We start from the raw sequence: 22,976 nt of genomic DNA, 5'->3' as shown, positions 1-22,976 counted from the left end.
CAAAATGGTAACAATTAAAGATAATAAAATGAAAAAATATATCATTCAGGTTATGATGCTCATGATGGGTTTAAGTATTACATCATGTAAGAAATACCTTAAAGAAGAATTGGTAAGTACCCTTACGCAGGAGTATTATAATACCGATCAGGGTTTGGAGGATCTGGTAAGATCGGCCTATACGCCGGTTCGTAACAAATTTGAAGGCGAGCAGGCTTATGCCTTATACAATTTTGGCACCGATGAGTTTATTGAAGGCGACCAGTTTAACTATGAATATTATAACAGTTATACCGCGAGCCTTAACTCGGCCGAAGGTTTATTAAATGGCTTATGGGTAAATAACTACCAGGGCATTGGGCGTTGTAACATGGGACTTCAGCAATTACCGCTTTTCAAAAGCACGTCGTCTAAAACGCTTGGCACACAAGCGCAGGTTACCCAGCGCACGGCCGAACTTAGGTTTCTGAGAGGATATTACTATTTCCAACTGGTGCAGCAGTTTGCAGGCGTGCCTTTAGTATTACAACCTATCACAGGCAAGCAAACTGATTTTGCGCGCGCCTCTGTTGCCGGGGTGTATAAACAAATTATCAATGATCTTCGCTATGCAGCCGTTAACCTTTCTCCAACAACAACAGATCAGGGCAGGGCTACCCAGGGTGCAGCGCAGCATTTCCTGGCTAAGGTGTATTTAACCCGTGGCAGCGCGGTTCATGATGTACGCGGCCAGCAGCCAACAGATATTGACAGTGCGGCTTATTATGCCACGCAAGTAATTAACAGCCCGTATTATGTGCTGGAAAGCGATTATATGAATATCTGGAATGGCGTTTACCCGGCGGGTTATCCAAAGGTAGCCACACCTGCCATCGGGCAAAATGGTTCTGCCCCTTCAGGCGATATCAGCAAGTTCCAGACAGCGCAGGCCAGCAAAGAGATCATTTTCGCAGCCCAGTTTATCAAAGATCTTACCTTGAATGGCTCCAGTGGTAACCGTACGCATGAGTATTACATTTGCCAGTACGATGTGGGTATCCCCGGTTTGGCCCGTAATACCGATAATTTTAACGGCAGGCCCTATCGCCGTTTAGGCCCTTCAGATTATACCATTGACCTGTTCGACCGAAAAAACGATTCGCGTTTTTATAAAAGCTTCCGTACGGTGTTTTATTCTAACACCAACGCGGGTACACCTAAATTTACAGCGGGCGATGCACCTAATCCATCATTGGTGGGCGCTAACAGGTTTGGTGTAGGAGATACCGCGGCATTATTTATTGTGAATACGAAAAACAATCCGTTAACCACTGCACAAATAGCTAAGTACAGGTACACCGTTTATGCCCGGTATTATACCGCTACACCGGGTGGCGCTATACAGCAGGGTTTTAACAATAACAAGTACCTTACTTTGGTAAAAATGCTTGATCCGGTGCGTGTAACGAGCGATTATAATGAAGAACGGGGCATCCGTAACGGTATAGTTGCCCGTTTAGCCGAAACTTACCTGATTGCTGCAGAAGCGTATGGCCGTAAAGGCGATTACAATACCGCGCTTATGTATATCAATAAAATACGGCAAAGAGCAGCCTACCATGCCGGTGAATTTAAGAACCCGCAAACTTATATGTTTGACGGCAGCACACCTGGCGACGTATCTGATACTTATCCGCAGTTGATGGCAACGATGGATTTATTTACAACTAACGCCGCGAGTGAGAATTATCCGCCAACGGTTGCCGGTACATCTGATCGCTTTATTCATTTTATGCTCAATGAACGTACGCGTGAACTATGTGGCGAATTTTATCGTTGGGAAGATCTGGTGCGTACAGAAACATTATATGACAGAACAAAATTGTTTAATAAAGATGCCACCAGTATTGTAGTCAGGGATAAGTTAAGACCTATTCCACAGGTGCAGATTGATGCCACAACCATAAACGGCCAACCTATGCAACCCGGTCAAAAAACGGAATACCAGAATCCGGGATGGTAACAATATTTATCTGTAATAACTACCCAAACAGGAATATCCTGTTTGGGTAGTTATTAATATGCTGTTTAATACAGATTGGAGAATGACTAATATGATAACTTTATAACTAATACATCAACCATACATTAATTGCGCTTTAAATGAACCAATCTGATACCAAACCAAAAACAAATCGCGGGTTTTCGCGGCTTGTTTTAAATTGCTGTTTTGCTACATTGTTATTTCAAACTATTTCACAGGCATCATACAGTCAAAATACTACTTCAAAAAATAACGATGCTACTACCCCACTGCATTTGCTGAAGCCTGCTTATATAACCCCTTATGGTGAAACTAAACAGGCCGATGTTAAAGCTGTTCTTGACCGGGTTTATCATTACTTGAATGAGGTTACACCTTATCAGTTAATTGATAAATCAAGTGGGCAAAATATCAGCGCACTCTCCAAGTTAAACGCTAACAGCGTTTTTGCACAGGGCGATTTCAGGCTGATCAGCTATGAATGGGGAGTAACCTATACCGGCATGCTGGAGGCGGGAGCTGCAACCGGCGATAAGCGGTTTACCGACTATACCCTAAACAGGCTAAATTATATCGGAAGCGCGGTTTCAGGATTTAAGAATTACCTCAAAAGCGCTCCGCAGGCATTAACACCTGTAAAATCGGTGATTGAACCGCAGGCGCTTGACGATGCCGGATCAATGGCTGCCGCAATGATCAAGGCCTTGAAAGCCGGGGCAGTAAAATCTGATCTGCGGCCGATAATTGATAACTATCTCAACTTTATCCTCACAAAACAGTTTCGTTTAGCCGATGGTACACTGGCGCGCAATCGTCCTCAACCCAATACCTTATGGCTTGATGACCTGTATATGAGTCTGCCCGCGCTTGCCCAAATGGGTGTGCTTACCGGCGACAGGAAGTATTTTGATGAAGCTGTAAAACAATATGAGCTATTCAGTAAACGCATGTTTAACCCCGAACGCGGATTATATATGCATGGCTGGATCCAGGACATGGATCCGCATCCGCAGTTTCATTGGGCCAGGGCAAATGGCTGGGCTATTTTAACAAAAATAGAATTGCTTGACGCACTTCCGCAAGATCATCCGGGGAGAGCAATACTGATAGAAATGTTAAAGAAACACACTGCTGGCCTTGCCCAGCTCCAGGATGCAACCGGTTTCTGGCACCAGTTGCTTGACCGTAACGATTCGTATCTGGAAACATCTGCTACGGCCATTTACGCTTATTGCTTTGCGCGGGCAATTAATAAGGGATGGCTGGATGCTAAAGCTTACGGCCCTGCGGCGCTTTTGGCCTGGAACGCCGTAAGCACCAAAGTAAATGATAAGGGTCAGGTAGAAGGCGTATGCGTAGGTACAGGTATGGGTTTCGATCCTGCCTTTTATTATTATCGCCCGGTAAACAACTATGCCGCGCATGGTTACGGCCCGGTTTTGCTTGCCGGGGCCGAAATTTACCGTATGCTGCAAAATCACCCGTTTGTAATTAACGATAGTTCAGTACAGGTAAATAAATAAACATTATCAACCTAAACCTCATGATTAATATGAATATAAAACGCTATACAGTTATTACCGCGGCATTGGCCCTGGTTTTTACTTATTTTCCTGCTCATGCACAAATCGGCAAACGTTTTCCGTCTGAACGTAAGGTAGTTAAAGATCCCATAACCGGAACCATGCTAACTTTTTTAACCAGTACACCCGCCGGTGATTCTAAGATCTATCAAACACATAATCAATGGACATCTGACATGCAATGGCTCATCTTCCGGTCAGATCGTGTTCATGGCGAAGCCATAGCTGTAAATGAAAAAACGGGAGAAATGGTGCAGGTAACGGAAGGTGGCTATGTTGGCATGTTAAATATTGCCCGCAAGAGCATGAAATTATATTTTATGCGTAACCCACCCAAATCGGCCCCGGAAGGATCAATGGAAATTGTAGAGGTTGATCTGGCTTCGCTTTTTGCCGATAGTAAATCGGGAAAATTAAAATCTGCCGATCATTACCAGCGCATTTGCGGAACAACGCCGCCTGAGATAGGGGCTGGCGGTGATATGGCACTTGACGGTGCTGAAGACTGGGCTTATTTCCGTATAGGAAAGGCCGAAGCCGCCCGACGTTTAGCTCCGGGCACTAAACTTGAAGAAGCCTTTGGCCCGCGCAAAATGGGTGCAGGACCATCAGGTATTGCCGGAATGAATATTAAAACCGGTGAAATAAAACACGTTGTCGCGGTACCATTTCAGGTAGGTCATATTCAAACAAACCCCTGGGTAGCAGGCGAAATTATTTTTTGCTGGGAAACGGGTGGCAAATCTCCACAACGTACCTGGATAGTAAATGCCGATGGTACTGGATTGCGCCCACTTTATCCTGAATCTCCTTATGAATGGGTAACGCACGAGGCTGTTATTACTAAGGATGAGGTTGCTTTCTCTATCATGGGACATCGTAAAATACCCAACACTGTGGGTACTACAGCTGCAGGAACAGCGGTAAACGGAGCCAACCCGGGACAGGAAGCAGCGTGGGGACCTTCAGGCACACGCGAGAAACCGACAGGACTGGGTATTGTGAATATCAGAACAAGAGAAATGACCATTGCCGGTCAAACACCTTCGGGCAGCGGGTTATGGCACGTAAGCGGATCGGTTGATGGCAGGTTTGCTGTAGGCGATGACTTTGACAGGGGTTTGTACCTGATAGACAGGCATACCCATGAAATGATATTACTTACCACAGGGCACAAGGTTACAGCGGCAGATCATCCGCACCCAACTTTCAGCCCGGATGGTACCCGGATCGAGATCCAGTCGGCCATGCTTTCCGAGGATAATCGGTCTATGAACATTTGCATTGTGCCAGTTCCGGAAGCCTGGCTAAAGCGTACTTATAAACAGAAATAATAACAGCACATGATTTAAATCCGTCAACCGTCACCGAGCCAGCATAAATTTAGCTGGCCGGTGTTTTTAGTCTCAGTTCAGTTTTGTTTTCTTATTATTCAGATCAGTTAAACGTTCCACCTCCACACTGGCTAATATAAATGCCCCAACGCCCTTAGCGTCGTTTGTTATCACCTTTTCGCTCAAATAATACGCGTAGCTTCCGTCACGATATGGTTTTCCTCCAAGACCTGATACACTCACTGTCCCGTTAAGATTTAGCTGACCATTCGCATCTGTTTCAATAAATTTTTTGATAATTCCGTTATACCCTTTTTGAACGGAAGGTAAATAGGCTGGTTTCAAATATCCTTGTCTTACTGCTTTTGCCATAGTATATACAAACATGCACGATGCTGATGCTTCCGGGTAATTTCCCTGGGCGGTACCTCTATCAAGTACCTGGTACCACAAGCCAGAATTTTTATCCTGATACTTAACAATTGCGGTGGCAAACCGGTTAAGTATCGCCAATAATTCAGCGCGTTTTGGATGCTGCGCCGGAAAATGATCAAGCACATCAACCAATGCCATACCATACCACCCCATAGCCCGGCCCCAAAAATTAGGTGACAAGCCGGTTTCCGGGTTAGCCCAGCGCTCTTTTTTACTTTGATCCCAGCCATGGTACAGCAGCCCTGTTTTTGTGTCCCGGGCTTTCGCTTCCATTAAGATAAATTGTTTGGCAATATCATTGAAAGCGGTATCCTCATGAAAAGTAGCGGCATATTCAGCATAAAAAGGTTCACCCATATATAAACCGTCCAGCCACATCTGGTTTGGGTAGCGGTTTTTATGCCAAAAGCCTCCCTCGTGCACCCGCGGTTGTTTCCGTAATTGGTCGCGCAGCAATGTTGCCGCTTTATAGTATTTTTCGGTGCCCAGCACCTTATATAGCGTTAATAAATTACGACCGCATAACACATTATCTATATTGTAATCGGCTTGCCGGTAGGTGCGTATATTGCCATCAGGTGTAACGTATCTATCCATACAATGCTGTATGTATGTGAAGTATTTTTCGTCGCCGGTTTGTTGCCAAATACCTTCTATTCCTTTCAAAATCACGCCCTGGTCATAGGTCCACTTGTCGCCGGTTGGCAAGCTATCTTTCCAAATAGTCATAACCGTTTGTGCCATGCGCTGTGAATAAGGCTGTTCGTCTTGAGCCTGTAATGCCGGTGAACAAAGCGCGATTATGGCAATAAAAAACAGACATCTCTTTTTACATTGATCAATTCTCATACAAATTCATTTTTGGTGATGATAAACCAACCGGATCATCTTCATTTTATTTTTATTTATTGTTGACTAACAAATTATTGATATGCATTTAGGCATGACCCATACCTTATTGTATTAATTATTGGCCGTAATCCTAAACCAGTCTATATCAGCATACCCCGAATCATTGATCTGATTTGTACGTGTGCAAAACAAGCCAATCTTGGCGCCAATCCAACGGCCAGCCTCGGCGGTAAATGGCCGGCCGGTATCCTTAAAGTCTACTCCATCGGTGCTATAGCTGAAGTTGCATACAGCATTCTTCGTTACCTTAACACGTAAATAAATGGTTGAAGACGATAGTTTTGTAATAAGCTCCTCCTCTTCTGCTTTGCCTTTATCCGCGTCCACACAAGTTGTAAACACCAGGTATACGCCATCCTTTTTACTTTTCATGGCTATGTTGGCATAGCTGAACCCCATAATAGTAAGTCCAGTTTTTTCGCCCTCCAGCTTTAAATTAGGCGTAAAGGTTATTTTGGTGGTAGCCGTAAATTCATCAGCCGGAAACTTTTGTGATAGCACATTTGGCGCAAACCACAGATTAGCGGCATCATTTGGCAATTGATAGCTGTACAGCCTCAAAGCTCCCTTAGCGGTATTCATAAACATCCATACGGGCTTTGCGTTGGCCATCCATTGCCATTGTAAACCCGGAAGTGCGCTGTTAAATTCGTCGCTTTCCTGCGGGGTGGTTACCGGATATATTTTACCAACATTAGGCTTTTTATAAGTCAATACAGGTTCACCTTTACCGTCGCCATCCTTATCAACGCCAATAACCGGCCAGTTATCCTTCCACGCCATAGGCTGTAAATGCACCACACGGCCGTAAACGCCCTTATCCTGAAAATGCAGGAACCAATCCTCTCCTGTTGGTGTGTTTACCCATGCCCCCTGATGCGGACCGTTGGTGGTGCTTTTCCCCTGATCCATTACCACCCGCCGTTCGTACGGTCCATAAATATTTTTTGAACGCAGCACCAACTGCCAGCCTGTGGGTACACCACCGGCCGGGGCAAAAATGTAGTAATATCCGTTGCGCTTATAAAATTTCGGGCCTTCAATGGTCGGGTCAGTTTCATGTCCGTCATAAACAATCACCCCATCGTCCACTACCCTGGTTCCATCTTTGCTCAGTTTGTTTACGGCAATCACGCTTTTTATACCGGCCCGGCTGCCTGCAAAGCCATGTACAAGGTACATGCTGCCATCGCTATCCAGCAGCGGGCAGGGATCTATTATACCTTTGCCTTCCATCACCATAACAGGTTTGCTCCAGGGGCCGGCAGGATTTTGAGCCTTTACCAGATAAATGCCAAAATCAGGGTCGGGATAATAGATATAAAATTCGTTATGGTAATAACGGATAGCAGGGGCCCAGACCCCATCGCCATGCCGAGGCACATCAAAATGATCAAAGGGCGGCTGCTTCAATAACGCATGGCCTACTATACTCCAGTTAACCAGATCTTTTGAATGCAATACAGGCAAACCCGGAATTGCTTCAAAGCTGGAAGAAACAAGATAGAAATCGTCTCCAACACGAATGGCATCCGGATCAGAATAATCGGCGTTTATCACCGGGTTTTTATAGGTACCATTACCCCGATCTGACACCCATACCTTAGAGATGTAATTGGTACCTGCTGTGGGTATTTGCTTTTTTTGCTGGGCAAAAATCTGTCCGGTTGTAATTAATAGTGTAATGAACACCAGTTTATTTTTCATAGGCTGGTTTAAGTTTTGAAGGGGCAATATGCCGGGCAAGTTCAAGCTTTAATGACCGGATACCTTCTAAAACAATCTCGGCCATTTTTCGGGCTCCCAGTTCATTAAAGTGTGTATTGTCAGCCTGGCCTTTCGGATAGTTAATACTTTCTCCCGGCGTCAGGTAATTAAATAATTTTTTTGATCCCTCGGGCCCAAGCTTTTGCAATAAAGCCTGACTCTCCCTATCCAGATCAATCAGCGGAACTTTTTGCTCTGCTGCCAGTTTACGTACAATCGCGGAATACACTTCGTGTGTCCCCACGATAGTTCCTGTCGTATCAAACTTTCTTCGTGCCACGGGTGTCAGCAATACCGGGTTTGCTTTTTTGTCCCTCGTTTCGCGAATGAATCTTAATAAATTATCCTGGTATCCCTGTTCATTGATATAGCTCTTTTTGGTGGGCACTTCATCATTATGGCCAAATTGTATAAACACATAATCGCCCTCCTGTAAGCTGCCAGTAATGGAATCCCATAAGCCTTCACTGATGAATGTTTTAGTACTCCGGCCATTCTGTGCTCGGTTATCTACAGTTACCGTGCTATCAAAAAACGAGCTGAAAGGCATCCCCCAGCCTGTCTCGGGAAAAGCCTTAGGCTGTTTGTTGGACATCGTGGAATCACCCGCCAGATAAACGGTGATGCGGCCGGGAACAATAAGAAAAGACATCAGCAACGCCGCGCTTATTAAAACACATGAAAATATAGTTCTAAATTTAATATTGCTGTTCCTATGCGTCATATTTTCGAGTTTTAGTTATCATAATTATTCTTTCTCTTCCGGTCCGACAAAGACACGTTCTGAGGCAAACAATTTATTCATTTCTTATTTAATTACCCCATGGCATCGTAACACTGTGAATGCCGGAGTATATAATTGTTAAGCGCTCAGAAATTTTTAAAGAGGGGAGCTATTAAACTCCTCCTCTTTAAAAATTTAATTATACCCCGGGTTTTGTTTAAACACATCTTTATTAGTCACGGCATCAATTTGTCCCTGGGGTATCGGTCTTACCAAATGGTATGGTTTGAAATTAATAGCCGCATCCGGATTCATGGCCTGGATACGACTTGCTAATTTTCCCGTTCGTTTCAAATCAAACCATCGTAGCTGTTCGCCACCTAACTCGCGCGCTCTTTCGTCTAAAATAAAGTCGATATTAACCTGTGCAGCCGTGATCTGCATTTCTGCTGTGCGTCCGGTTTTTGCCGCTCTTGTTCTGAGTACGTTAATGTAAGTTGCCGCGGTTCCAGGGTCGCCCAGGTTTAATTTTGCCTCGGCAGCAATCAGATACATCTCTGCCAGCCTGATCACAAAAACATCGCGGGCACTTTGAGCCTCAGCTACGCTTGCGCGTGTTGAATCTTTAAATTTCGATAAAGAAACATAAAACTTACGCTGAATGGGCACCCCGTTTGATGCATATACCTTAGCCAGGTCGTAAGTAACATATTTACTGCTTTGTGATGCTACCGGTATAGTAGCATTAGGTGTGTAGCAAACCGTATCGCCTACTTTAATAGTATTGCCATTATAAGTACCGGCTTTATTAGCATACCAAACACTTTGAAAAGAACCGGCATAACGTGAATCATTTTGCTGATCAAACATATTTAAATAAGCCAAAGTGGGCATATACCTGTTAAATGGCCTTCCGTTTGGAATATCCCGGATGAGCAAGCTTGTATTTACCTGGTCATAAACCATGAGGTACATTAAGTGCCCGTTGTTTGAGCCACGGTAGTGCCCGTTTGGATAAGTTGCCGATGTAAGATCGTTATTGGCCAAATTGGTTGAATAATCAACGGCCCAAATTACCTCCTTATTTTTCAGGTTCCCCATATTCCACAGATCTGCATACTTTGGTTGCAATACATAGCCATAGTTTTTAATTACATCATCGGCCATGTTAAATGCTTCGGTATTCATACCGCGGGTTAAATACATCCGCGCTAAAAAGGCTTTGGCTACCGGTATTGTGGCACGGCCATAATCGGCAGTGGTGGGGGTTAAATTAGCTACCGCGAATTTGAGGTCCTCAAATATCTGGTTGTAAAAAGTTTCTACCGGTGTTTTATTAGCTACGGTATTAGCACCTTCAGTTGGTTGGGTAGTAAAGTTTACTCCGCCCCAGGTTTCAACAATGTGCCAGTAATAAAATGCTCTTAAAAAACGCAGTTCGGCTTCGCGGTTCAGTTTTTGGGCTGGCGTATAATCTGTTACAGCAGCAATTTGTGCTATACCTGTATTGCATAAATTTACACCGGCATACATATTGTTCCATAATAGCGGCAGCGGATCGGCAGTACCTTGAAAATTGATGTATTGGGTAAACATGGGGTATGGATCGCCGGTGCCGCTTGTCCATATATCTGTTCCCATTTCAGATGCCAGGTATCCCTCCTCTTTACCATACCAAAACCGGGTATAGGTATAGGCCGCGTTAACTAATGTTTCAAAGCCAACTGCCTTGGTATAAACAGTTGTAGCGGTTAAATTACTTGGATTATATTCTTCAAGCTTTTTGTTGCAGGCACTAAATGAAGCGGCAATGGCTATGAGTAACAGTGCCCAGCTTTTTAGTAATTTTTTCATAATATATTTTTTAAATATTAGTATTTGTTAAAAGGAAAGATTTAATCCGGCCAGGAACAATTTGGTAAGCGGCCTATCGAACGAACCACCGCCTTCAGGATCATAATCTTTTATTTTTGAGAATGTCGCAAAGTTTTTGGCACTCACATATATCCTTAAATTAGATACATGGATTGATTTAGTTACACTTGCCGGAAAAGTAAACCCAAGCGTGGCGTTCCTTATTTTAACATAGGAACCATCTTTGTAGCCCAATGTTGAAGCAAATGGCTCGGATGCCTTTGTAATATTGGCACTGGGTCTTGGGTACTCATTTGTTGGGTTTTCAGGTGTCCAATAATCTACATTGGCGCCATTTTCAATTGCGTTAGGTTCATATTTTAACGCATACTGAGATATGAACATCTGCCCGATACGTCCAAATACCTGCACGTTCAAATCAAAGCTTTTATATTTAAAATCATTACTAAAGCCAAAGCTGTACGTTGGGACAGCTGAACCAAGTATTTTACGGTCAAATGTGGTGGTAAATTTTCCGTCGTTATCAATATCAGCCACTTTAATGTCACCCGGCTTGTAACCGTAACTTGCTGCCTGGGCGGTTTCAGATGTTTGCCATATCCCTACTTTTTGATAATCGTAATATGATACCACCGGATAACCTATAAACCAACCATTGGCAAGATCATTTACTCCATTTGGTAAATAAGTGATACGCTCCTTATTACGCGTATAGGTAATATTGGATGTCCATGAGAAATTATTTGATCGAACGTTAACGGTTTTTAGCGCGATCTCAATACCTGTATTACGGCTTTTGCCAACATTGGCCAGTGTTCTTAGCGCCCCTGTAGAGGCCGGTAATTGCTGTGGCAACAACAGATCCCTGGTATGTGAATCATAATAATCTACGGTGCCCGAAACCCTGTCTTTATAAATTCCGAAATCAATACCTGCGTTTAACGTTCCTGTTAACTCCCAGTTTAGTTGTGGGTTTCCAATATTTGGATCAAGGCCATATGCTAACGCTGTTATATCGTTCCATGAAAATGGGATAAGCGCAGCCTTACTTTGGGTTTGATATGCGCTTACCGCGGCATTACCGGCCACGCCATAACTTAAGCGTAATTTCAATTCAGAAAATACATTTTGAGTTTTCATAAATCCCTCATCAACTACACGCCAGGCTGCAGCTGCCGAAGGGAAGAATGCCCACTTATTTCCTGACGATAATACAGATGAACCATCGGCACGCCCGGTAAGTGTTAGTAAATATCTGTCTCTAAATGAATAATTTAAGCGCAGCGCTCCCGAAGTTAAATGTTGCCCAACATAGTTACTTGATATTTTTAAGTTAGATGGGTTGTTTTGCAGCGCATAAAAAGATTGGTCGGGTATTAATTGTCCCGTACCTTGTGCTGATGATTGGTCCATAACATTTGATTGATAACTGGTAACACCCGTTATATCTAAGCTATGACTGGCTATCTTTTTTTGCCAGGTAATAATGTTTTCCCAAAGCAAATTGGTTTCATTTGAATTGGCTACTGACGATAGTGACCCCGAAGACAGTGCTCTGTTTATAGTATTGGCGCTTTCAAAATGTCCGTTACGTGAATTGGACAAGGTAATACCCAAATTTGACCGTATGGTTAAGCTGCTTATCGGCTTCCATTCTGCGTAAGCGGTTGAAAGCAAATGGGTAATTTTGTTATTATTTACAAACTGTGCTGCATCATCATCAAAAAGAGGATTAGCCTGGTTACCGTTACCCGGAAATTTAGCTATGCTGCCATCAGCGTTATAAGGATTAAAATAAGGTATAACTTTGTTAGCCACGGATAGCACGCCGTCGTTCCGAAGGTTTTGATCATAATAAGCAAGCTGACTTTGCAGCCCAACTTTAAAAGCATTGAATAACTGATGGTCTATATTTAACCGCAAGGTGTACCTGTTAGAATAATCATTGGCATACAAACCTTTTTCCTTAAAATAATCAAAAGAAAAATAAGCTTTTGTTTTTTCGCTTCCGCCAGAAACACTTGCGTTATAATCCTGTTGGGAACCTTTGTGCAGTAAAAAGCCCGGCCAGTAATAGGATAGGCCGTTTTGAACCGCAGCCAAATCGCCAGCACTGGTAAAAACTTTAGGGTCGTCGGCAATAGAGTTCCATGTTCCAATGGTTCTAAAACCTTCACGCTTTAGGTTAGCATATTGTGCCCCTGTCATGGGTACCGGATAGCCGGCAATATCCGAAATTCCATAATATGAACCGGCAGCTACCTTGGGTTTTCCATCGCTGCCTCTTTTTGTGGTGATTATAATTACCCCGTTTGCGCCGCGCGACCCATAAATGGCTGTGGACGATGCATCCTTTAAAAATTCCATTGATGCGATATCGTTTTGATTGATATCTTCATAGTTGCTGTATTGTATCCCGTCAACTATGTAAAGCGGGCCATTACCGGCAGATAGTGACCGGTTACCACGTACGGTTACGCTCACATTTGCACCTGCGCCACCACTTGTGCGTACAATATCTACGCCCGAAACCTTTCCCTGAAGGGCCTCCATTGGGTTTGATGCCGCAACTTTGGTGATCTCATCTCCCTTAACAGAAACAACAGAACCGGTAAGGTCCCTCTTTTTGACCGTACCATAACCTACAATGATCACCTCTTCGAGCGATTTGCTTAATGGTACCAACGATACCCTTAAAAAAGTCTTTCCATTAACACTTTGTTCTAATGATTTGAACCCTAAAAAGGTAAATACCAACACTGTATTGGCATTAGGAACCGTAATGGTAAAATCGCCGGAAAGATTAGTGGCAACACCTATATTGGTGTCTTTTATTCTTACTGATACACCAGGCAGAGGCTCACCTTTTTCGTCGGTTACTTTACCATTCACGGTAATTGTTGCTATCTGGCCGCCGTTATTACTAACAGCTGATCCTGTTGGCCCTGAAACAGCATTATTAAACAAAATTATATTATTGTCTATCTGGCTGTAGCCAATTCCACGGGTAGCAAAAAGCTCATCCAGGATATCTTTTACCGATTTATTTTCGGATGAAAGATTGATGCGGGTATTTGCGGGCACATTGTCTTTGTAAGCAAATCTTAAATTGGTTTGCTTTTCAATTTCTTTAATTATAGATTTTAGAGTTTCGTTACGCAATGCTATCTTAATATTGATCTTATCCAGGGATTGGCCCTTACTTGATGAAGCTAAGAGCAATTGGCCGGAAATCAGTATTACCAACAGGATAATAAAACTGAGTCTCATAATTTTTCGGGATGTGTTTAATAACTGGCGTGCAGAACCATCAGATAATGTGCACCATTGCTTAAACGCAAGAGTTTTTTTCATAACTTGCATTGGTTTTAATCGGTTAATAATAAATTGGTTAAAATACTTACCCTGTTGCCGAAAGATGTGAGAAGTCGTAAGCAGCGGGGTTTTTTAGTTTGAGGTTAAAGTATCACTGTTTCATAGATTTTTAATTTAAGTGGTGAAAAATTATTTATTGTTCACAGCCTGGTCCGGATAATATAACTTTACTGGGCCCATCCCATTTATAGTTCAGATTATTCAGGTGCGATAGTACATTGACAACCTGTTCTAACCCGGTAGTATTTAAGAAAGTAGCGCTAAAACGGCAGCTCCCTATCTTTTCATTATCCAGCATAACTTTTATACCATACCTTTCTGTTAAAACGGTGGCGGCTTCTTTCAGGGTCATGTGGTCCATCACCAGATCGGTCTCTTTCCAAAGTACCGTAATTTTGGCATTCAATATGTTTTTTGAAGATTGATGATTGGTTTCGTTATAGCTTATCTGATGATTTGGCAATACAATGCCTAAGTTTTTTTTAGGGGTAGACACTTTAACTTTTCCGCGTGTAACTGTTACCTGAATCAAACGGCCTTCGGATTTAATATTGAATGCTGTACCTAACACGCGTGTAGTAATTTGTCCCACATGTACCAGGAAAGGGTGACGCGGGTCGTGCCTGATATCAAAATAGGCCTCCCCGGTTAGGTATACTTCGCGGGTTTTGCCGGTGAACCTTGCCGGATAATTTAAGTGACTGTTTTTATTTAACAGCACTATGCTACCATCAGCCAGCCTTATCTCCCGCACATGACGTATGGATTTGGGCAGAGCTACCTGGGCCTGCAAAGGTGTTGGTTTAGGTTTGGTATGTAAAAAGTATAAGCCAGCGCATATAAATAATGCGATGGTTGCCGCAACCGACCAAATGATTGTTGCGGGACTTCTTTTTTGAAACGAATAAATGTTTTTTTCCTTTTTTATGGTTTCAAGCAGTTTATTGTATAAAACTTCCTGATGTTCAGCCCCAGTGTTAACGCCAGGTCGGGGTTCAGTATCTGACCATAGCTTTTCCAATAAACCTTCAATTTCTGACAGGTTATCCTCTTTGGCTATCAGTTCAAAAAGCTCATCAAGCTCTTCTACCGTACATGAAGCGTCCAGGTATTTTTGAAACAAGTATTTTATACGGAAAACAGAGGCTGTTGACATGTTACATTTGGCTAATTGGAACCAACTTATACACTTGACGATAAAATAACGAGGAAGGACTAATTAGATATGAAAAAAAAGAGATATTGTCAGCAAAATGGATAACTGGCCGCGTTTTATAAATTCCCGCATTTTTTTTAAGGCGGTAACCATGTGATTTTTTACTGTATTTTTCGACAGATTTAATTTGTCGGCAATTTGCTCGTGGGTGAGGCCTTCTTCCCGGCTTAAATTGAGTACTAATTGCTGTTGCTGAGTGAGCATTTGAAGGCATTGTGTAACACGCTGATTATATTCTTTTAAATCGTGATTGGAAGTTGCCGTTGCCTGCTCATACTGCATATGGTGGTTAAGCAATTGTTGTATCCTTTTTTCGCGGGCGGCTGTCCGTAAAAAATCGAGTGATTTATTTACGGCCATCCGGTAAAGAAAAGCATCAACGTTTTCAACTTCGCTAAGAATTTCTTTGGCCGACCATATCTTCACAAAAATATCAAGCACCAGTTCTTCTGCAATTTCGCGAGACTTGACAACTTTATAAATGTAGGTAAAAAGCTTAGGTTGGTTTTTTTGAAAAAACAGCTTAAAAGCAAGTTCATCGCCCGATGACAGACGCTGGTGCAGCGAAGTTGGTATTTCGTCACCAATATTGGGAGATCTCAGGGGGTTGAACAAGATGCAGGTATTATAATTGGAATCATAAAGTAACAACCTATTTTTCAAATAATCAATAAATAAATAATAAATGATTGTGAAGAAGACAATTAATATTGTATCTATACAGATTGTAAAAAACAAATAACAATTGTAAACCAAAATGCAGACAAGACTAAAAGCCAAGCTATATCAGGACAAGGCATAATGTTCAAACGAAAATTTTAAGTAGGCTTAATTTGTCAAATAGATTAACCAAATGCTTTAAATCTTCAATAAATCGGTCGATTCAATTAAGTTGAGGAGTACTTGATTTTATACCGTAAAGCAACTCGGAAACATCTATTTATTTTTGCTTAAAATATCTCATATTGAATTTTAAGTCAACAGATTTATAGTGTGCAAAATACACCCAAATGAACTTCAAGATTAAATTACTGAGCAATTCCGTCTTTTAAATTTAAGACAATTCTATTCTTCCAACTTATTTTTAACTTTCTTAAAAATACTCTTCGCTGTAGTCGCTAAGTTTTTAAAAATTGCTAAAAACAGTTCGAAAACTCCAGCTCATTGGTCATAAAAGGTCCTCTCGAGCTATCTGAGAGAGCTCTTTAGTTTTGGTGGTTTTTGATTAGGCAATTTACTCAAAAGTGTAATGCCGACTGTAATTTGCTATACCTGTTATCCAAGTCTTTTATTAACCGCGTTCCAGTTCACCACATTCCACCAGCCAGCAATGTATTCATTGCGTTTGTTTTGGTATTTAAGATAATACGCATGCTCCCAAACATCCAATGCCAATAAAGGAATGCCTTTTACTTGGGCGTTATCAAACAAAGGATTATCCTGGTTGGCCGTTGATGTAATAGTCAGTTTCCCGTTTACATTCACCAGCCATGCCCACCCTGAGCCAAACCGGGTAAGTGCCGCCTGTGTAAACAGCTCTTTGAACTGGTCAAATGATCCGAACGAAGCTGTAATAGCATCTTTGATTTTATCATCAGGCCCGGTTGATTTTGGCGTTAAACTTTGCCAGAAAAAATTATGGTTCCAGGCTCCACCTCCATTGTTACGTGCCTTGGGCGAAAGTTGTGAGGCATGATCAAAAAACTCTTTCTCACTTGTATAAGGCAGCTTTTCGGCAATTATAGCTTCATTTACATTTTTAATGTAGGCTGCATGATGTTTGGTATAATGAATCTCGTTGGTCAGCGCATCTATATGTGGTTCCAGGGCCGCGTAGCTAAACCCTAATGGCACCTGCGTAAATTTTAGCGGTTCGTCTGCACTGTCATGCTGACCTGTTTTAATTATAGCAGCTGTTGCATTATTTAAAATAACATTACTTCCAATTGCAACAGCTACCGTTGCTTTAAGGGTGTTTTCGATAAACTTTCTGCGACTGTTTGTTTTCATGATATATATAGGGTTAATATTGGGTTTATAAATTAAAGCAGCCCGGAACGGAACCGGGTCTGCTTTGCAAGTACACGCTATTAAATCACTTATATACTGTACTGTATCTTAATTATGTGTGAGTATGGTTGCGCCAATACTTGTACTGCCCGGCGTATCATTGATGTAAATGGTATATATTTTTCCGGCTATTAAAGTTACATTACTTAATTGATCGTTCAATATGCTCACCACAGCATGATCAGTAGAATTAGTAACCGAAAAATTAGCCTTACCTGCATCAACAACAACAAACGGGCCGAGTGACCATACATTATACCCGGTACCGGATAAAATAGAACCACCTGCCCTGCCATAAGCTGTATTGGTAAACAAGGCTGTTTGACCGGCTACACCAAAATCAACATTAGGGTTACCAGGGGCAAGGTGTACAAACCTGATCTTTGCTTTTCCCGCAGCGGGCGCCGACAGATCATCATAGAACAGGATAAGTGAATCGGCCGTTACCTTAGTATTTTTTACGGCGAAAACTGTATGGTAATATGTTGCTATAGGGCCGTTAGGGCCGCCGCTTGAACTAAACGTAGCGCTGTTTCCAAACTGGCGCGATGCCTTGTAAGAGGTGTTTGTACCTTCGGTAAAGTTGATCTGCACATCCCCAAACTGGGTATCCAGGTAATCGGTTTTGGTGTTAATTGCAACTGCGGTTTTTGTAACCTGGGTAGTATATGTCCAAAACTGAATGCCCGCGTTTACCGGCCTGGCATTCACAAAGCTGATGTGTGCGGCAAGAGCCGGCCTATCGGCATTATTGATATTGAGATAATCTGTTTTTTTGCAGGATGCAGTCAGTAATAACACCGTGCCTAAAAACAATTGTAATTTATGGAGATGCAGGATACCAACCGTTTTTTTTACGGATTTCTGGTAGAGTATATGATATTTATTGTTCATGATGCGTGAGCTTATAGATGAGCTGAAAGTTTAATAAATGGCTGAATACCCGCGCTGCCGTTCTGGATGCCAACAACGGTTGGGTTGCGTAAACCGGCTATCGATGGGTCGGTATAGTCTCCTACTACATTAAACAAGTTGTTTACGCCTACGGTTCCCTGTAGTTTAGCAGTAAATTTATAACCTACCGATAGGTCTGTAATCCATATCGGTTTCAGGTTTTGGTAAAAATATACCGGGTTCAGTGGGTCAGCTGCACTGAGCAAGGAGGCAGTAGTTACCTTGCCAAAGTATACGGTACGGAGCAGGAAGGTAAATTTATCCAGGCTGTAAATGCCTTGCAGATTGATCTTTTGGGCTGGGATATTGGTCGTCACCCTTGCCCGCTCACCCGGGCTTAATATCACGTTCTTATACGCTTCCAATCCTTTTGGTGTATTTACCCGGGTCACTTCGTTCTTGGAAAAATTCCCGCCAAACAGGAAGTTGATATTCCCTTTATCCAATAATACCTTATAACTACCGGTAAACTCTACCCCTTTGGTACGGGTACTAAATTCATTATAAAAGAAATTAGCCTGGGCCGCGCCAGTTTGCTGAAAAAGAGTTTTAACATCTGCCGGAAGATTGGCATCAGTGGAGGTAAAGTTACCGGTATTACCCACCCTGTTATCAATATTGATCAGGTATGCATCTACCGTTAATTCAACATTACTACCCGGAGCAGAGGTTAAACCTAAGGCATATCCTTTTGATTTTTCAGGCGTTAATTTAGGGATACCTAATGCCCTTGCAGCTGCACTTTGATTGGAAGCGGTTAAAATATCAACTCCCCTGCCCTGCTGAAATGTAGTGGAAACAGAGGTATAATAGGACTGCGCCAGGTCTGGCGCCCGGAAGCCGGTATTGGCCGACCCGCGGATATTCAGCCATCTCGCAAAACTGTAGCGGGTGGCAGCCTTCCAGGTAAACACATTGCCGAAGTCAGAAAAATATTCAGCGCGGCCGGCACCGGATACCAGCCATTCTTTGGTTACGTTCAGTTCCACATCTGCATAGCCGGCGGTTATAGAACGGCTTACGTTCACCGCGTTCTCTGGCCGAAAACCTAAATGGATCTGTGAACCTGCTGCAAGGCCATTCAGGGAAGTAACGCCAGCGTTTGATAAATATGGAATACCCCCTATGGTAGTATCCACATCTACAATAGTACGCTGGTCTGCCTTAGAATAAGAACCTTCTTCACCTGCGATGATCTGGAAGCTTTCAATCCGGTGCTGTGCGCCAAAGGCCACGTTCAACCCTTTTAAAACCTTTTCGAAGTAGCGGTTAAAGTCGAGCCCCGTGGTGTTTTGACCGGCGTTATATCTGCCAGCGTCAAAACTGGTCGGGCTTTTTAGTCCCAGGCTCGCATTCAAGGAATTGTCTACCCGGTTACTGAAACTGTTCTTTCCAAATACGTTGGATAGGTCTACATTCCAGTCCCCTACTTTACCTTTTATACCCACAGCAATAGAGCCATCGACTATATTATTTTCCATGGCCGGTAAAAAACCATCCGGGTAAATAAAATTATTGTTCCGCGATGTCCAGCCGGGTAAACGGTAAACGGCTGTAAACTGGGAATTGCGACTGCTGATACCGCCAAATGCGTATATGTCGGTCGTCTTATTCAATGGGAAACCCACGTTAAAGGATAGTAATGCATCCTGACCAGGGTTAGAACCTCCACCACGCTGATCAAAAAAATGACGATCAATACCCCGGCTTTTTAAAATAGCATCGTCAATTTCTTTGGTATAAATAGCATCATACGCGCGGGTATTGGCGCCACCACCATAAATAGGGTCGTTGTATAATCCTGCATCGGCCTTTCCGGCTGGTAGCGCAATAGCCTGGGTTGCATATTCGGCAGTGGCATTGATATAACCGCCAGTGTTACCCAGGCCAACACCATAATTAACGCTGGTACGGGTTGTTGCCCCATCCCCGCGCCTACGGGTGCTGCCTGATGTAGTAACAGCCAGGTCATCTGTTTTTTTCTTGAGAACGATATTGATCACGCCCGCAATGGCGTCGGAGCCATATTGGGCCGCTGCTCCATCGCGCAGGATCTCAATCCTGTCGATGGAACCCGATGGAATGGAATTTAAGTCATACCCGGTAGACCCATTGCCCAGTCCTCCATAATTTACGTTCGCGCTTTTGTGCCTGCGTTTTCCATTTACCAATACCAATACCTGGTCGGGCCCCAGACCGCGAAGTTGGGCCAGACTTAATGCCGACCCGGCATCCCCTGCATTACTCCCGTTAACGGAGTGAAACGACGGCGAGATGTACTGCAATAGTTGTGTAACACTTACCTGCGGTGCAGATTCCAGTAAGGGTTTAATATCGATCACATCAACAGCAGAGGCCGAATTCAGCTTGGTACGATTGGCGTTTCGGGAACCAACTATTTGCACCTCGTTCAGCGCATTACCAGATGGTTTAAGGGCAATTTTAAATTGTTTTGTACCATCTATCTCAACTTCCTGGCTTTCAAAACCTATAAAGGAGAATACAAGATATTTGCCGTTGCGTACCACAATTTCAAAGGATCCATCGGCTTTGGTTACAGCGCCTTCATTGAGACCTTTGATCCTTACAGAAACCCCGGGAAGCGGGGCCCGATCATCGGCAGAGGTAACCACACCTCCAACCGTTCGTTTTTGCGCGAATACGTTTTGCCCATAGGTAAGGCTAAAAATTATCAGCAAGAGTATAATTTTCTTCATTTTACAATAATTTTAGACAAAGCAGTGGCTATAGTGGGTGCTTTTTCTGGCCCACATGCACAGTCGGTGTTCGTGATTAATTAATTATTTAACAGGGGGATTATTTTCAGTTTGAAGCCATTTTTTGCTTAAAGCGGTCGTCGGTAAGCGCTTTTAAAAATTCAACCATATCGTTTATTTCTCCGTCGCTTAGGTTCAAAGGCTTATCCAATGACAGGTCGCGGTTAATACCATCTTTTACTATTGCCGATGGGTTATTGTAATATTCAACTACACTTTTCAATGTTTTAAACTTGCCATTGTGCATATAGGGGGCTGTTACAGCCACATTGCGTAGGCTTGGAATTTTAAATTCGCCGTCCTCGGTTTTGTTTTTGGTGATAACAGAGCGGCCGGGATCATTCAGATCTTTACCATTATATAAACCAATGCTCTTGAACCGGTCGGCTGTAAAATCCTCGCCTGAGTGGCAGTTGTTGCAATTGGCCTTACCTATAAACAATAATCGGCCACGCGCTGCCGATGCGGATAAAGCGTTATCATCGCCGTTGATATAGCGGTCATAAGGACTGTTTGACGTTTCGAGCGTACGCTCAAAAGAGGCTATGGCCTTTAACAGATTATCTTTAGTGGGTGTTGATTTAAATATCTTTTGAAATGCATCAGCGTAGTATTTATTTTCGGTTAGTTTTTTTACAGCATCATCCATAGTAAGCCCCATTTCTGTTGCTGATGTTATTGGCCCCATAGCCTGCTCTTCCAATGATGAAGCGCGCCCATCCCAAAAAAGGTGCGGACGACCGGAGAGATTGGTTAAGCCCGGCGAGTTTCTTGAGGTCAGGTTACCTTTTATACCGACGCTAAAAGCAGCCGTATCGGCAAAGGCAAACTCCGGTTTATGGCATGATGAGCAACTGATGGTATTATCGCCAGATAAAATGGGGTCGAAAAATAATTTCTCGCCCAATTGCTCTTTGGTCTGCACATCATCTTTTGTGCCCACAAAACTCATAAAGCTTATCAATGTACTGATAGCTACTATAACCAGAAGTATATTTCCTCTTTTCATATCGTTATGCATTTTTCTTCTTTTGTTAGTTGTTTGGACCTTCGCCGGGGTACCCAATGCGCCCCGGCTCATGACCCGTTTCCAACTTTACACCAGTTTTTAAATGCGTTTATTAGTCAAAACAATGGCCCTCCATCTAAAAGATGGCTTAAGTTTTTATAAAATTTGTATAGTTTACTGCCCCTTATAAAACTTATTGCGCGGTTGCGTTAAGATTTACATTCAGGTCAAAATCATCATAGATCACCTTATCACCCAGGTTCTCAAAAAAGTTTTTCGAGCGGAATTTGATATCGTATTTGGTCCGGTCAACGGTAATTTTAGCAGTGGCATTTAATTTTTTACCATCTACGGCTACAGTAGCCGGAAAACTAACATCATTGGTAATACCCTTTATAGTTAACCGTCCTTTAATATCATACTGGTTCGCGCTGGTTTTTGTTGCCGAAGTGATAACAAAGTTTGCTTTAGGGAATTTTTCGGTACTGAAAAAGGTTTCGCTTTTAAGTGTGCTTATTAGTTTATCATTGGAGGCCTGGTCGGTCAGGTCAGCATCGGTAATAGTATTCAAGTCGATATCAAAAGTTCCGCTTTTTAAAACGTTATTATCAGTTGCAAATAAACCGTTGCTTATCTTAACCTCTCCATTATGGTCGCCGGTTGCTTTTTTGGCCAGCCAGGTAAGCTTACTTCCCTGGTTATCTACCTTAAAGTTTTGCGCCTTGTAATGTTTACCAAAGGTTATAAGCTTAACATTACCTGTTTTAGCATTGGTTGTAGTTTTAGTTGGGATGATAGCGGCAGTGAATGCCGATAATGAAATAATGGCTGTGGAATATACAGCGAAAGTTAATTTAGTCATGGGTGGTATTTATTTATGGTTTGATTTAGTAATTGGATATTTACCCGGTAAAGTTTTTAT

At 42.8% G+C, this 22,976-nt stretch carries 15 protein-coding genes; 3 read left to right on the top strand and 12 right to left on the bottom strand.

Annotated elements, in window-relative coordinates; genetic code table 11:
- The first annotated feature begins 28 nt into the window (after positions 1 to 28).
- The 3 genes from M2273_RS11135 to M2273_RS11125 all read left to right on the top strand — a co-directional run bounded on the left by M2273_RS11135 (position 29) and on the right by M2273_RS11125 (position 4,940).
- The gene (locus M2273_RS11135; RefSeq protein ID WP_429396736.1) at positions 29 to 2,002 is read left to right on the top strand and encodes a RagB/SusD family nutrient uptake outer membrane protein; all 1,974 of its coding nucleotides are present in this window, start codon (positions 29 to 31) and stop codon (positions 2,000 to 2,002) included.
- A gap of 140 nt (positions 2,003 to 2,142) precedes the next feature.
- On the top strand, positions 2,143 to 3,546 hold the full coding sequence (locus M2273_RS11130; protein ID WP_429396734.1) for a glycoside hydrolase family 88/105 protein: 1,404 nt from the start codon (positions 2,143 to 2,145) through the stop codon (positions 3,544 to 3,546).
- 29 nt (positions 3,547 to 3,575) lie between these two features.
- Complete coding sequence (locus M2273_RS11125) at positions 3,576 to 4,940, top strand: hypothetical protein (RefSeq protein ID WP_429396732.1); 1,365 nt, start codon at positions 3,576 to 3,578, stop codon at positions 4,938 to 4,940.
- A gap of 72 nt (positions 4,941 to 5,012) precedes the next feature.
- Here the strand turns inward: M2273_RS11125 and M2273_RS11120 are convergent, their stop codons facing one another.
- The 12 genes from M2273_RS11120 to M2273_RS11065 all read right to left on the bottom strand — a co-directional run bounded on the left by M2273_RS11120 (position 5,013) and on the right by M2273_RS11065 (position 22,916).
- Positions 5,013 to 6,224 carry a glycoside hydrolase family 88/105 protein gene (locus M2273_RS11120; RefSeq protein WP_429396730.1) on the bottom strand — a complete coding sequence of 404 codons (1,212 nt, stop codon included), beginning with the start codon at positions 6,222 to 6,224 and terminating at the stop codon, positions 5,013 to 5,015.
- Between the two features lie 114 nt (positions 6,225 to 6,338).
- Positions 6,339 to 7,994 (bottom strand): glycoside hydrolase family 43 protein, encoded by a 1,656-nt coding sequence (locus M2273_RS11115; protein ID WP_429396728.1) that lies wholly within the window; start codon positions 7,992 to 7,994, stop codon positions 6,339 to 6,341.
- On the bottom strand, positions 7,984 to 8,778 hold the full coding sequence (locus M2273_RS11110) for a rhamnogalacturonan acetylesterase (RefSeq protein WP_429396726.1): 795 nt from the start codon (positions 8,776 to 8,778) through the stop codon (positions 7,984 to 7,986). The genes M2273_RS11115 and M2273_RS11110 overlap by 11 nt, the downstream gene beginning before the upstream one ends.
- Before the next feature lie 195 nt (positions 8,779 to 8,973).
- Complete coding sequence (locus M2273_RS11105; RefSeq protein ID WP_429396724.1) at positions 8,974 to 10,632, bottom strand: RagB/SusD family nutrient uptake outer membrane protein; 1,659 nt, start codon at positions 10,630 to 10,632, stop codon at positions 8,974 to 8,976.
- Between the two features lie 27 nt (positions 10,633 to 10,659).
- Positions 10,660 to 14,007 (bottom strand): SusC/RagA family TonB-linked outer membrane protein, encoded by a 3,348-nt coding sequence (locus tag M2273_RS11100; RefSeq protein WP_429396722.1) that lies wholly within the window; start codon positions 14,005 to 14,007, stop codon positions 10,660 to 10,662.
- 154 nt (positions 14,008 to 14,161) lie between these two features.
- A complete protein-coding gene (locus tag M2273_RS11095; RefSeq protein WP_429396720.1) occupies positions 14,162 to 15,184 on the bottom strand; it encodes a FecR family protein in 1,023 nt (340 codons plus the stop codon).
- Positions 15,185 to 15,247: 63 nt separating this feature from the next.
- On the bottom strand, positions 15,248 to 15,859 hold the full coding sequence (locus M2273_RS11090; RefSeq protein ID WP_429396718.1) for an RNA polymerase sigma-70 factor: 612 nt from the start codon (positions 15,857 to 15,859) through the stop codon (positions 15,248 to 15,250).
- Between the two features lie 660 nt (positions 15,860 to 16,519).
- A complete protein-coding gene (locus M2273_RS11085; protein WP_429396717.1) occupies positions 16,520 to 17,254 on the bottom strand; it encodes a superoxide dismutase in 735 nt (244 codons plus the stop codon).
- Between the two features lie 108 nt (positions 17,255 to 17,362).
- A complete protein-coding gene (locus M2273_RS11080) occupies positions 17,363 to 18,208 on the bottom strand; it encodes a DUF4397 domain-containing protein (RefSeq protein ID WP_429396715.1) in 846 nt (281 codons plus the stop codon).
- A gap of 11 nt (positions 18,209 to 18,219) precedes the next feature.
- On the bottom strand, positions 18,220 to 20,985 hold the full coding sequence (locus M2273_RS11075) for a TonB-dependent receptor (RefSeq protein ID WP_429396713.1): 2,766 nt from the start codon (positions 20,983 to 20,985) through the stop codon (positions 18,220 to 18,222).
- 106 nt (positions 20,986 to 21,091) lie between these two features.
- Entirely contained in the window at positions 21,092 to 22,054 is a 963-nt protein-coding gene (locus M2273_RS11070; protein WP_429396711.1) for a cytochrome-c peroxidase, read from the bottom strand.
- A gap of 193 nt (positions 22,055 to 22,247) precedes the next feature.
- Positions 22,248 to 22,916 (bottom strand): YceI family protein, encoded by a 669-nt coding sequence (locus M2273_RS11065; RefSeq protein ID WP_429396709.1) that lies wholly within the window; start codon positions 22,914 to 22,916, stop codon positions 22,248 to 22,250.
- Positions 22,917 to 22,976 lie beyond the last annotated feature (60 nt).

The sequence above is a fragment of the Mucilaginibacter lappiensis genome (assembly GCF_050433765.1).
Lineage (GTDB): Bacteria > Bacteroidota > Bacteroidia > Sphingobacteriales > Sphingobacteriaceae > Mucilaginibacter > Mucilaginibacter lappiensis_A.
The sequence above is the reverse complement of the archived record's forward strand: the minus strand, read 5'-3'. Positions and strand labels throughout refer to the sequence as shown.

Bases quoted from the DNA above. Each gene is read 5' to 3' on its own strand.
- M2273_RS11135 (WP_429396736.1), top strand. From the start codon at position 29: ATGAAAAAATATATCATTCAGGTTATGATGCTCATGATGGGTTTAAGT.
- M2273_RS11130 (WP_429396734.1), top strand. From the start codon at position 2,143: ATGAACCAATCTGATACCAAACCAAAAACAAATCGCGGGTTTTCGCGG.
- M2273_RS11125 (WP_429396732.1), top strand. From the start codon at position 3,576: ATGAATATAAAACGCTATACAGTTATTACCGCGGCATTGGCCCTGGTT.
- M2273_RS11120 (WP_429396730.1), bottom strand. From the start codon at position 6,224: ATGAGAATTGATCAATGTAAAAAGAGATGTCTGTTTTTTATTGCCATA.
- M2273_RS11115 (WP_429396728.1), bottom strand. From the start codon at position 7,994: ATGAAAAATAAACTGGTGTTCATTACACTATTAATTACAACCGGACAG.
- M2273_RS11110 (WP_429396726.1), bottom strand. From the start codon at position 8,778: ATGACGCATAGGAACAGCAATATTAAATTTAGAACTATATTTTCATGT.
- M2273_RS11105 (WP_429396724.1), bottom strand. From the start codon at position 10,632: ATGAAAAAATTACTAAAAAGCTGGGCACTGTTACTCATAGCCATTGCC.
- M2273_RS11100 (WP_429396722.1), bottom strand. From the start codon at position 14,007: ATGAAAAAAACTCTTGCGTTTAAGCAATGGTGCACATTATCTGATGGT.
- M2273_RS11095 (WP_429396720.1), bottom strand. From the start codon at position 15,184: ATGTCAACAGCCTCTGTTTTCCGTATAAAATACTTGTTTCAAAAATAC.
- M2273_RS11085 (WP_429396717.1), bottom strand. From the start codon at position 17,254: ATGAAAACAAACAGTCGCAGAAAGTTTATCGAAAACACCCTTAAAGCA.
- M2273_RS11080 (WP_429396715.1), bottom strand. From the start codon at position 18,208: ATGAACAATAAATATCATATACTCTACCAGAAATCCGTAAAAAAAACG.
- M2273_RS11075 (WP_429396713.1), bottom strand. From the start codon at position 20,985: ATGAAGAAAATTATACTCTTGCTGATAATTTTTAGCCTTACCTATGGG.
- M2273_RS11070 (WP_429396711.1), bottom strand. From the start codon at position 22,054: ATGAAAAGAGGAAATATACTTCTGGTTATAGTAGCTATCAGTACATTG.
- M2273_RS11065 (WP_429396709.1), bottom strand. From the start codon at position 22,916: ATGACTAAATTAACTTTCGCTGTATATTCCACAGCCATTATTTCATTA.